General features: G+C 52.0%; 11 protein-coding genes. 8 read left to right on the forward strand and 3 right to left on the reverse strand.

The annotated features are described in order from the left end of the window. The first annotated feature begins 148 nt into the window (after positions 1-148). The 5 genes from ABH899_RS16825 to ABH899_RS16845 all read left to right on the forward strand — a co-directional run bounded on the left by ABH899_RS16825 (position 149) and on the right by ABH899_RS16845 (position 3,796). Positions 149-961: an alpha/beta fold hydrolase gene (locus ABH899_RS16825; protein ID WP_369999031.1), complete on the forward strand. Its 813-nt coding sequence runs from the start codon at positions 149-151 to the stop codon at positions 959-961. 230 nt (positions 962-1,191) lie between these two features. Continuing rightward, positions 1,192-1,626: a YciI family protein gene (locus ABH899_RS16830; RefSeq protein WP_009676473.1), complete on the forward strand. Its 435-nt coding sequence runs from the start codon at positions 1,192-1,194 to the stop codon at positions 1,624-1,626. Next, positions 1,623-2,888, forward strand: a complete 1,266-nt coding sequence (locus ABH899_RS16835; RefSeq protein WP_369998418.1) for an RNA polymerase sigma factor — start codon at positions 1,623-1,625, stop codon at positions 2,886-2,888. Before ABH899_RS16830 ends, ABH899_RS16835 begins: the two co-directional genes overlap by 4 nt. 109 nt (positions 2,889-2,997) lie before the next feature. Further along, a complete protein-coding gene (locus ABH899_RS16840; protein WP_369998420.1) occupies positions 2,998-3,432 on the forward strand; it encodes a YciI family protein in 435 nt (144 codons plus the stop codon). 13 nt (positions 3,433-3,445) lie between these two features. Then, the gene (locus ABH899_RS16845) at positions 3,446-3,796 is read left to right on the forward strand and encodes a DUF1801 domain-containing protein (protein WP_369998422.1); all 351 of its coding nucleotides are present in this window, start codon (positions 3,446-3,448) and stop codon (positions 3,794-3,796) included. A 257-nt stretch (positions 3,797-4,053) separates the two neighbouring features. On the opposite strand, the gene ABH899_RS16850 is transcribed toward ABH899_RS16845, so the two are convergent. Beyond that, positions 4,054-5,046 carry an NADP-dependent oxidoreductase gene (locus ABH899_RS16850; protein WP_369998425.1) on the reverse strand — a complete coding sequence of 331 codons (993 nt, stop codon included), beginning with the start codon at positions 5,044-5,046 and terminating at the stop codon, positions 4,054-4,056. Positions 5,047-5,217: 171 nt separating this feature from the next. On the opposite strand from ABH899_RS16850, the gene ABH899_RS16855 reads away from it, so the two are divergent. Continuing rightward, positions 5,218-5,787 carry a TetR/AcrR family transcriptional regulator gene (locus ABH899_RS16855; protein WP_369998427.1) on the forward strand — a complete coding sequence of 190 codons (570 nt, stop codon included), beginning with the start codon at positions 5,218-5,220 and terminating at the stop codon, positions 5,785-5,787. A gap of 206 nt (positions 5,788-5,993) precedes the next feature. Here ABH899_RS16855 and ABH899_RS16860 read toward each other — a convergent pair whose 3' ends face one another. Both ABH899_RS16860 and ABH899_RS16865 read right to left on the reverse strand, forming a co-directional pair. Then, positions 5,994-6,698, reverse strand: coding sequence for an MBL fold metallo-hydrolase (locus ABH899_RS16860; protein WP_369998429.1), 705 nt, complete (start codon positions 6,696-6,698; stop codon positions 5,994-5,996). A gap of 283 nt (positions 6,699-6,981) precedes the next feature. Then, positions 6,982-7,479, reverse strand: a complete 498-nt coding sequence (locus tag ABH899_RS16865; protein ID WP_369999033.1) for a DinB family protein — start codon at positions 7,477-7,479, stop codon at positions 6,982-6,984. Positions 7,480-7,768: 289 nt separating this feature from the next. Between ABH899_RS16865 and ABH899_RS16870 the strand changes: the two genes are divergently transcribed. Together ABH899_RS16870 and ABH899_RS16875 are read left to right on the forward strand one after the other, a co-directional pair. Further along, positions 7,769-9,496, forward strand: coding sequence for an ABC transporter ATP-binding protein (locus ABH899_RS16870; RefSeq protein WP_369998432.1), 1,728 nt, complete (start codon positions 7,769-7,771; stop codon positions 9,494-9,496). A 173-nt stretch (positions 9,497-9,669) separates the two neighbouring features. After that, complete coding sequence (locus ABH899_RS16875) at positions 9,670-12,054, forward strand: polyprenyl synthetase family protein (RefSeq protein ID WP_369998435.1); 2,385 nt, start codon at positions 9,670-9,672, stop codon at positions 12,052-12,054. The last annotated feature ends 49 nt before the right edge of the window (positions 12,055-12,103 follow it).

The following is a 12,103-nucleotide window of genomic DNA, read 5'->3' on the forward strand; positions in this document are numbered from 1 at the left end:
AAGCCGGAAAGAAAGCGCTGGAGAAAGAAGCGGTTGAATACAGGCACGTTGGAAAGACGCCCGCCTGCATGGTCCGGTACTTTCCAAAAACAGCGTTCCGTTTTAAGATAGCTAAATAATCCGTTCAGCAGAAAAGGAGACATTTATGATGGACTCGGTAATTTCAAAAGACGGTACAAAAATCGTTTACGACAAGACAGGGCAAGGCCCGGCGCTTATTCTCGTGACCGGAGCGTTCAGCTACCGCAAATTTCCGGGGCAGGTGCAGCTGGCCGAGCTGTTGTCCGGGCAATTCACGGTGTATAACTACGACCGTCGGGGAAGAGGCGACAGCGGAGACAAACAGCCCTATGCCATTGAACGCGAAATCGAGGATCTGCAGGCTGTTATTGACGAAGCCGGCGGCTTCGCTTTCGTCTGGGGCTTGTCTTCCGGAGCGGTCCTTGCCTTACAGGCGGCGGCGAGCGGGGCGGGCATCGCCAAATTAGCTTTGCATGAACCCCCGTTTGTGGTCGACCCGGCCGATCGGAAGCCGCCTCACAATTTTACGGCGCATGTAAGCGAGCTAATTGCCGCCGGACGTCGTGCCGAGGCCATCAAATATTTTATGACCCAGGGCATGGGCGCGCCTTCGTTCGTGGTCGGCATGATGAAGCTGATGCCGGGTGTCTGGCCAAACCTGATGGCCGTTGCCCATACGCTCCCTTACGATGCCGTCCTGCTCGATGGCTATATGGAAGGAACGCCATTGCCAGCCGAACTATGGCGCTCCGTCACGCTGCCTGTTCTTGTGCTTGAAGGGACGGAAAGTCCGGCGGGTCTGCGTCATGGCGCACAAGCGCTCGCTCATGCTCTTCCCAATGCGCGGCTGCTCAGCAAGAAAGGACTCGGTCACACGAAAAAGCTCCCCGCAAAGTTAATTTCAACGGAACTTTCGGCGTTTTTTACAGGGAAACAGTGATGTTCGATTTGCAGTTGGCAGGTAAGCGAGGATAGGGGAGTGTCCGGAATGTAACCTATATTTCCGAATGGCAGGAACTAGACTTGCTTTCGCCGAAACCTAGTAACCAAAGTTAACGTGAGAAATCGAAACGGGAAAATGGAAAACGAAAAAGGATCCGGTTGTCGATCTTTCGTATACCCATTCGTCGTATAAGTGAAGGTTCACGAAAAAGAGGAGGAAATATACCGATGAGATTTATGATGATTGTGAAAGCGACGACGGATTCCGAGGCAGGGGCCATGCCCAGCCAAGAGCTTATCGAGGCGATGCAGAAGTATAACGAAGAGTTGGTAAAAGCGGGCGTTCTGCTGGCCGCCGACGGCCTGCAGCCAAGCTCGAGCGGAATCCGGATTTCCTATCCGGAACCCGGAGGCAAACCGAAGGTGGTAGACGGACCGTTCACCGAGGCGAAAGAAATGATTGCGGGCTATACGCTTATTGAAGTCAAAACGAGAGAAGAAGCTATCGAGTGGGCTATGCGTATGCCGGATCCGCACGGATATGGACAAGGCGAGATCGAGCTGAGACAGGTGTTTGAGGTGGAAGATCTGATGAGTAATCCCGAGACGGCCGAGAAGGAAAAATCGCTCCGCAGACAGGTTGAGGAGCAGAAGAAAGCGTGACGCAGTCTTCCGCACACCGGACGATCGATGCGATATGGCGTATCGAATCGGCCAAACTTATCGCGGGACTGACGCGTATGGTGAGGGACGTAGGACTCGCAGAGGATCTCGCCCAGGATGCTCTCGTAATCGCGCTGAAGAAATGGCCCCTTTCCGGTATTCCGGACAATCCCGGGGCCTGGCTGATGACGACGGCGAAGCGGCGTGCGATTGACCTCCTGCGAAGAACGAAGGTGCGTGACCGGAAATACGCCGAAATGGCCCAAAGCATGGATTTGTATACGGAGGAAGACCTCAATCCCACACTGGACGGGGAGATCGGCGACGATCTCCTTCGTCTGATCTTTATGACCTGCCATCCGGTGCTGTCGCAGGAAGCCCGAGTCGCGCTGACGCTCCGCCTGTTATGCGGGCTTACCACGGATGAAATCGCCCGTTCTTTCCTGGCTGCGGAGTCAACGGTTGCCCAGCGGATCGTACGAGCCAAAAAAACGTTAAGCACGGAGAAAATACCTTTTGAAGTGCCGGCCGGAGAAGCGCTCAAGGAACGTTTGTCGGCCGTACTCGAGGTGATTTACCTGATGTTTAACGAAGGCTATTCCGCAACGTCGGGGGAGGACTGGATCCGGCCGCTGCTGTGCCAGGAGGCGTTGAGACTCGGCCGCGTGCTGGCCGAGATCGCTCCTGGGGAAGGGGAGGTCCATGGACTGGTCGCCCTGATGGAAATTCAATCTTCGCGGTTTCGAACACGGATTGGCGCAGCGGGCGAGCCCGTCCTCTTGATGGACCAGAACCGCGCGCATTGGGACCGCCTGCTGATACGGCGGGGTTTGGCGGCACTTGAACGCAGCCGGAAACTCGGACGCCCGCTCGGTCCTTATGCGCTGCAGGCTGCCATCTCCGCCTGCCATGCGGAGGCACTAAACGCTGCCGAGACCGATTGGATCCGGATCGCGGCGCTTTACGAAGCGCTGTCAAGAGCTGCGCCGTCGCCGATTGTCGAGCTGAACCGGGCCGTCGCCATCGCTATGGCGTTCGGTCCGGCCTTCGGACTGCAGATTGTCGAAGAGCTGAGCGGCGAGCCTGCTCTGAAGGGATACCATCTGCTGCCGAGCGTCCGCGGCGACCTTCTGGTGAAGCTCGGACGGCTGGAAGAAGCCCGTGCGGAATTCGAGCGGGCGGCTTCCATGACGCGCAATGCCCGGGAACGGGATCTCTTGCTGAGCCGGGCCGCTGAGTGCAGGACGGATGCCGCGGAATAATTGTGTGCCGGCTTGTCGATCGCAAGGCTTCTCGTTCGTTGTCCTAATAAGGGGAAGAGCTGCGGAGGAAACTGCCGCAAGTATTCTTCCCGCGAGGAGGAGACAGGGGATGCGATTTATGCTGATTGTAAAAGCGACAAGTTATTCGGAGGCAGGCGTAAAACCCGGCCGGGTATACGCCGAAGCGGTGGCTGCGTACCGCAAGTCACTGGCAGAGGCCGGTGTGCTGCTTGCAGCGGAAGAGCTGCGGCCGAGCTCCAGCGTAATCCGGATAGGCTATTCGCCGAATGGAGAGGAGCCTGAATTCGAGGCTGGGCCTTTTCAAACCGGGCAAGGGCTTTTGGGAGGCTACACACTCATTGAGGTGAATTCCGAACAGGAGGCCGTGAACTGGGCGCGACAGATGCCGGTTCCGCCAGGACTCGGGACTTTCGGTATTGAAGTCCGAGAGCTCACTGAGCAATCCAATCGGGTAAAAGAACCGATGAATCGGGCCTTGGAAGCCGATTTGAAAAATCAGCTCGATATGCTGAAACATACCTAAAGGAGACAAAAATATGAATCCCACAAACCAGGAAGTAACCGATTTTATTGAAGCGTTGAAGGAACAATGGCAGAAAGAACTGTCCGCCGGGCTGCGTGAGGTCGTTCGCCAGGCTATCCCCGATGTGGCGGAACGGATTCAGTACAAGAAGCCGCATTTTCTGAAAAACGGAAAATATGCCGCCGTCATTTCGACTTCCAAAGATGCGGTGAGCTTTACGATCTTTAACGCCACCGATCTGCAGCTGCCCGAAGGAATGTTTGACGGTCCTCCAGAAAGAAAAACTTTGAAGCTGCGTAAAGGGGAGACGTTTGATTCCGGGCTTCTGGTTCCTCTGGTTGTCCAAGCTTCAAGCACGCTTTAGTTATGAGAACCGCAAAAAAAAGCAGGGACTGATTTAGCACACGCTAAATCAATCCCTGCTTTTTTGTTGGTTCTCAAGCTGTGTCAGGCGGAAAACGGGCCGGAAAGCATACGGGAGAAAATGATCTCGCTAGTTTGTGACCGTATAGCGAAGTTGTTTGGCGGGGTAAATCAATGACCTTCCTCGTTACATTTATATTAGTAAAGCACGCTTAATCGTCGTCAACTGTTCATCTAAAGAATATGGATCCTCAAGGCTTATACCATGTTTTTCGATATGACGATTTTTCCCCGTTTCGGCATCTCTTCGCTTTTGCGATACGCCTTAAGTAGGCCTTGAGCAGTAAAGGGATAGGTCTCATCGATATAGATACTCAATTTATTCTCTTTCATATGGCGAACAATAGATTCAAAATCGGGACGGTTAGGTCTTGCCTGGAAGTAATAGGCGTCAATGTCGCGGACCTTCGGATATTGATTAATCGCGAATGCCACTAATGAAATATAGGTTCCACCATCCTTGATGACCGAGTAGTTCTTCTTTCCGATTTCTCCCGGTAACCCGGTACCAAAAGTGGATCCAAAAGTGGATTGGTCCATAGCGGAATCCAATACGAGATCAACAGGTTCTGTTATTTGGGTGGCAAAGTCGACTTTCGTGTAGTCGAACACCTCGTCCGCACCGAGTCCTTTGACGAAATCATGATTATAGTCCCTCGCGGTCGCGATAACATACGCTCCATGTTGCTTGGCCAACTGAACCGCCGCATGCCCTACACCTCCGGCGCCGGCCTGAACGAGGATGCGTTGTCCCGGTTGAAGACGGCCATGCTCAAACAGCGCTTGCCAAGCTGTCAGGGCAACCGCAGGCGCGGCACCTACCTCTTCGAAGGAAAGACTCTCCGGGATAATGGCAAGATGATTTTCCTCCACCGCAACATAGTCCATGTAGGAACCCATCGGAACCATGCCCATGACACGATCCCCCGGCTTGAAATGACGCACTTTTTCTCCAACCTCTTTTACGATGCCGGCTACTTCATTACCAAGAACAAGCGGCAATTGAGCCGGAAATTTATCGGCCATCGGACTCCTAAGAATCGCGCCGCTACGCAATAGAATATCTGCGGGATTGATGGACGAGACACGCATTTCGATGAGAACCTGTGTGTTGGTGATTGTGGGAACCGGCACTTCCAGTTCCTCTAGCACTTCGGGGATTCCAAAGCTTGTCAAAGCAATTGCTTTCATGATTCCGCCTCCTCATAAGTTGAACAAACGTTGAATTTCCAACATGTGTTCTATATAGTGAGCGTATCAAGGCGGTAGATAGTGTTCAATGGTTAAAACAAGCTCCGTTGTTGGTTTTTCAACAGAGGGCTTCGATATGTTCATTTTTATGGGATAAAGGGGGAGAATGATATGGACAGGCGTATTCAAAAATCGAGGCGAGCGATTATGGATGCTTTTATGAGGTTGATGTCGGAAAAGGACTTCGAGAGCATGACGATCAACCAAATTGCGGAGGAAGCGAATGTCAATCGGGGAACGGTGTATCTGCATTTCGCTGACAAGTACGATCTGCGCGATCAATGCGTGGAAGCACAATTAAACCAGTTGCGGCTCAGTTGTATGCCTGAAGAGGGCTTGGTTCTTCTCACTTCCAAAACCGCGCTGCTGCGCACGTTTGAATATTTGGAACAGCATGCTTCATTCTATTCCATAATGCTGACTAGCAAGGGAAGCGCGGTTTTCCGAAACCAATTGGAGACAATGTTCCAGCAAAGTCTGAGCACGGTTTCGATCAGTCTCGATCGGGAGCTGAACAGGGACATTACGGTACAATTTTTAATTTCAGCGGGAGTGGGTTTATTGGAATGGTGGATTACCCGTTCGATGCCATATCCACCATCGGTCATGGTTGAACAATATTGGAAATTGTTGAACAGATTCCAATTGCAAATGTTCGAAGAAAATAGTGTATTAAAATGACTCAAAACCGTTAGAGCGTCCAGTGTTTTGAACTATTGAGATACGATATTGATTGTGAAACAGTGGTGTACAATAAAGAACTTGTTTTGATCCATGTTTGAACTGAACCCCGAATAGTGGACACTTTATAAAGTGTCCCTATTCGGGGTTCAGTTCACCCTGGCGGGTGCGTTTTTAAAATTGCTGATACAGGTAATATGGAGACGCTACGACTGCCGCGCCACTCGTGCGATGCTTTCGTTGACACCGCCCTGAGCGAGACCGCCGTGGTAACAGATCACCCGATCAATATCGAAGGAGGCGAACTTCTTCAGTGACTCTAGCGCCTGCTCCATATTGGGCGTAACCGTCGGGTTGGGCCCTAACAATTCGCCGTTCTTGGCGATCATGGCGTCCCCGGCAATCAGCGTCTTGCTGTGCGCATGGTACAGGCTGACATGGCCTGGCGTGTGCCCCGGAGTATGGATAACGGTTAATCCTCCGCCGTCAGGCAGCGTCTCTCCGTCGGCAAATGTCCGGTCCACGTTTGGGCGCTGCGGATTCAGGAACGTCCGCTCGAACTGCTCCCGGACGTCCGCGGGCACCTGCTCGAGGAAACCGGACAGCCGTTCCGGCGTCATTTTCAGCATCGGCTGCGTGCCGTTAATGGCGCCTTCGTCGCCGGGATGAGCGAGGACGGTCGCCGAGCCGCCGGTAGCAGCCAAGATGCCGGGCAGTCCCCCGATGTGGTCGATGTCCTGGTGCGTCAGAACAATGGAGCGAAGCGGCAGATCTCCGGTGCCCGCTTGTCTCGCCAGCTCCAGAATCGCCGGAGCGGACCCCGGCATGCCTGTATCGATCAGCGTCCAGGAGTCCTTATCAAACAAGATTACTGGATGAATCGTCATCGGTCCTAATTGCAGCTCTAACATCTCAATACCTTCGGCAATTCGCATATGAACGCCGCTTCAAGCCTTCTGTCAGTGGCCTGAACCGGCTGCCTCCTTTCGTAGTGCGTATCGGATGAATTTATTTTAGAACTAAAAAATTTACGTGTCAATAGAGTGGGGGCGCGGCTGCAGAGGCTGGCAAAACATCGCACTGCATGAAAGGAAGCGTCAAATAACTCCCGCTTTATTAGGGGCGGGGGCTACTTGACGTTTTCCGGAACGATTCTATACAGCAAGCGGCCGTTATGGGATCGAGAAACTTAGTTTATCGGGCTTCATCATCGGCCGACGGACCGTAGAAGCCAGGCACCGGAATATCGAGAAGCCGCAAGTATACCCCGAGTTGCGCCCGGTGGTGGACCATATGGCTTACTCCGAAGGTGCGGAGCGCGATCGCCCGCGGCTCGCGGAGGATGACATGGCTGCCGTTGCGCAGCGTCCATTCCTCGCCGAGCGTTCTCTCGTCGCATTCGGCGAGCAGCTTTTGAAACTTGTCAACGTTCGCGTCGAACTCTTCCAGAATGTCAGCGCGTTTGTCCAAAGGCTCCCGCCGCAGCCCCACGGTCGAAAGATCAAACTCCGGGTACTGAAAAATCGCGATTTGCCAGTTCAGCAAGTTGATCAGGTGCGTGGCCAGCCCGCCGAGCGTCATCGATTTCTCGTGGGGCTTCCACGACATATGCTCCTCGGGCAAGCGTTCCAGAATGCGGCGCGTATGGGTCAGTTCATGTGCTGCGTCGCCGATGATCAGTTGTTTGTCCATAAATCCGTCTCCTCTCTTACGGTTTAGCATACTATAAATTCCAGTGCAAAGATGTCCTAACTGAATGTGAGGGCATCTTTTTTTTGTAAATAAAACGATCTAAAAAGAACCTGTAAAAAACAACTGCAAACCGATTAACCCTTTGTTGGTCGGACTTCAGTAGTGATATCCTAATAAAAAACAACGGGAGTGATAACCATGACTTTTTACCCGGCAGCCAAAATTAGAAAGAACGCCGATTGTGCCGGAAAAACCGGCTGTGCAATCCAAACCATACGGAGGTATCCGGGTGAAAATGATAAAAAGGTTCGTGACTTATTACAAGCCTTATAAAAAGGTGCTGTTTGCCGATTTGATATTTGCGGCGCTTGCTTCCATGTGCGCGCTTGCCTTTCCGATGCTGGTCCATTTCATGACCTCGAGCGCTATCAGCGAGGAGGGGATCGCGGCTGCGCTTCTTGTCAAAATGATTGCCGTTTTTTTATTTCTGATGGCGGTAGAGTATGGAAGCGGCTTTTATACGGACTATTACGGACATGCGATGGGCGCGGCGATGGAGGCGGATATGCGAAACGACTTGTTTCGGCATGTTCAAAGTCTTCCGTTCAGCTTTCATGACAAGACAGCTACCGGTCAGATTATGTCCCGCGCCACCCATGATTTGTTTAACATCTCCGAACTTGCGCACCATGGTCCGGAGGATCTGGTCATTTCGTTCGTAAGAATCGCGGGATCGGCGCTTATTTTGTGGCTGCTGAACCCCGTGCTGGCCATGACTCTGTTAGCGATTCTGCCGTTTATGGTCCTGTTTGCCTATCGCTACAGTATGAAGGTAAAAGAAGCGCTGAAAAGGAACAACGAACGAATCGGAGATCTTAACGCTCAGCTGGAAGACAGCCTTGCCGGCGTTCGCGTCGTCCAGTCTTTCGCCAACGAAGAGATTGAAACCGCCAAATTCAAAGCCAGCAACGAGTTGTTCCTCGGGAGCCGAAAAAAAGGCTATAAAGCCGAGGCTTTATTTTTTAACGGGTTGACTTCATTCATGTCCTTGATGAATATAGCGGTCGTTGTCGCGGGTGCGCTTCTCATCAGCAATAACATGCTTCTCTTGACGGAATTGATTACTTTTCTGCTGTATATAAACACCATCACCGATCCGGTAAAAAGACTGGTTAACTTTACGCAAAATCTGCAAAACGGGGCGGCGGGTTTCGAGCGGTTTGTAGAAATCCTCTCGATAAAACCCGATATCACCGACTCGGAAGACGCAGTAACGTTAGACCGGGTCCGCGGAAAAATCCGATTCGAAAACGTTGGTTTCCGGTATTCGGGCGACAATTCCCCCGTGTTCAGTCATTTAAACTTAACCGTGCTTCCCGGTGAAACCGTTGCGCTAGTCGGTTCGTCCGGTGTGGGGAAAACGACCCTTTGTCAATTGATTCCCCGCTTCTACGATCCCTGTGAAGGACATGTATACGTGGATGATCTGAACATTAAAGATGTGGAGCTAAAATCGCTGCGCAGCCAAATCGGAATTGTGCAGCAGGACGTTTATTTATTCGCGGGCACCGTACGCGACAATATTAGGTACGGAAAACCGGACGCAACCGAGGAGGAAATTATAGCTGCCGCCAAATTGGCGCATGCTCATGAATTCATTACGGGTTTACCGGGCGCTTATGAAGCCATTGTCGGCCAGCGGGGAAGCAAGCTTTCGGGCGGACAGAAACAACGCATCAGCATCGCCCGCGTTATTTTGAGAAACCCGGCCATCCTGATCTTCGATGAAGCCACTTCCGCTCTCGACAACGAAAGCGAGAAGATCATTCAACACCGTTTGGAAACGCTGGCCCGAAACCGCACGGCCTTAATCATCGCCCACCGGTTGTCCACGATCCGGAATGCCGACCGGATTGTTGTGCTTACGGAACAGGGAATCGCCGAGGAGGGAACTCATGAGACGCTTATGAGACAGGGAGGGACGTACGCGAAGCTGAATAACATGCAGTCGAATTGAGCGCGGCTGATATGCCGGCACGGTTCACGCGGAGATGTTTAAAATCCAGGATAAACATTTCGTAACCCAAACGATTCTTTCCCGTATAAATAGAACAAAATCGGTTGCCGTCCGGCGAGGGAATTGTTCTTCTAAGACGGTTTAACCAAATAGAAGTCGAGGTCGTGCATCCTATGAATCAGACATTTACAGGCCAGCCCGAAACCTGGTACCGGCTGGCTGAACAGAGAGCCGTGCAGTATTTCACATCGCTTTACGAACAGGTCAAGGAGAAGAGCTATGTGCCGGTCCTGACTGAAGATATCCGCGTTTGGAAAAAAGATCATATCCCGCCTTATTCGCTATTTTCCTTCTTATCCCGAAGAAAAAGAAGGCCCGATTCACGGGATTATTCCCGATATATCCAATGGCTCCGTTACACGGGAAAATTGGACGATTATCTGGACCGGAGCATTTCTTACATTTATTTGCGGGATCTGGGCCAAGCCCTGGATGCCCCCGCCACACAGAAGAAGGTCCTGGGCCTGATCGGCGATATCAAAAACCAGTTGATGGATTCCGGCAAAGCGGACGGGGGAGATCAGCCGGATTATATAAGCTGGGCGGGCTTGTACCGCTGGGCCCAGAAGGAAGGTATCGAAACCGCCACAATATGGTTAATAACCAAGCTCAAAAACGTTTCTTCCCGCATCCCCAAAGAAATGAATGCCGAGCAAGCCCAGCGCAAACTGCTCAAAATCATTCTCGGTGTCATTCTGCACGTAGACGACGATATGGAGGATGAAACGCCGCCGGATGAACGGTCCCGCAGACTTGATGAAGCCATCCGGCTCGGATATTCATACGGACTGACCTATCCTTTCATAGACGATCTTCTCGATTCGGGGATCTTAACTGACTTAGAGAAAGAACAATTTACCGGCATGATACGCAACGCGCTTCTGACGGGTTCCGTGCCTGAATTAGGCGAGTGGTCCGAGAACAACCGGACTTTGCTGGAATTCGTACATGCGGAGCTGCGGGAAGCTTTTCAGTCGATCCAGGCGTACCAGCGGCCGGAAACAAGGAGAACCTTTTACGAACAATCGTATGTGTTCTTCCACTCCCAAGAGCTGGACCGTATAAAGGATCTGTCCTGTGAGTCTTACACGAATGAAGAGCTGTATGTCCCCATCATTTTAAAATCCTCTTCTTCCCGGCTGATTGTGCGTTCCGTACTTAGCGCGGATGCGGACGAAGGCTTTGATAACCGGACTTTTTATTACGGCATTTACAATCAGTTGGCCGATGATTTCGCGGATATGTTCGATGACAGGAAAGACGGTGCGGTAACCCCCTATACGTACTATTTAAAATACCGGGATCGCCGTCCGGATCTGATCAACCCCTATGAATTGTACTGGACGGTCATCTCCCATCTGATTCATAACGTGTACCGGTCCGATGCGAAGACCCGTGAGGTCATCCTGGATCGTGCGATCAACGGACTCAAACGATGCAGAGAACGTCTCGGTGCCGGCAAGTATAACGAGATTATGGAGATATTTGCTTCCGGAGACCCCGAATTCAACCATCTCGTCCAAACCATGGTAAGCAAAGCGGACGATGTTGATTTCTTCGATAAACTGCTGCGGGATCAGGTGGTTACCGTTCTCCAAAACAACCGGAGGGAGAAAGAGGCTTTCTCCGATACGATCCGGACTGTCCGGGATCAGATCAACAGCTTCCTGCACATTTCCAAGCCTCACGGAATGCCGGGGATGAAAGAAGCGCTTATTGACGCCGCCAATTACAGTCTGGAAGGATCGGGAAAGCGTATCCGGCCAATTTTAACCTGGGTTATGGGTGTAAACGAATATGGCCTGAAGGAGAAAGAGATCGTCCCGCTTCTCAGATCGCTCGAATATATGCACACCGCCTCCCTCATCTTCGACGATCTGCCTTCCCAGGATAATGCGTCCACGAGGAGAGGACGGCCGACCCTGCATCAGGTGCATAACATTGCCACCGCTGAACTGACCGGTCTGTACCTGATCCAGAAGGCCACCCAAGAGCAGACATCGCTGGACCGTTTTCCAGCCAAATCCGTACTTGCCCTTATCCGCTATTCGGCCGAAAAGACCGAAGAAATGTGTATGGGACAGGCGATGGACCTGCAGGCCAGGGGAAAAGCTTTGACCCTGGAGCAGTTGAACCGGATCTGCTTTTACAAGACCGGCATCGCATTCGAGGCGGCTCTCGTCATGCCGGCCATTCTTGCGGAAGTTCCGGCTCCTGAGATGGAAGCTTTGAAAAAGTTCGCCTACCATGCGGGCATAGCCTTTCAGATCAAAGACGATTTGCTTGACGCGGAAGGAAATTTGGATGTGCTCGGCAAACCTGCCGGCCAAGATATTGAAAACAACAACTCGACTTTTGTGACGATCCTGGGAGAGGACGGCGCCGGCAAAGAGATGTGGGAGCACTACTGCCTGGCAACGGAAACGCTGAAGGAAATTCCCCGCAATACCGCTTTCCTGAAGCATTTGTTGACTTATATAGTCGGCCGGGACCATTAATCTTGCGGGAGCACAAACATAAGGCTCTGTAAAACATAAAAAAAGCCGA

It is taken from the genome of Paenibacillus sp. RC84, from assembly GCF_041260495.1.
In the GTDB taxonomy this organism is placed as follows: domain Bacteria; phylum Bacillota; class Bacilli; order Paenibacillales; family NBRC-103111; genus Paenibacillus_F.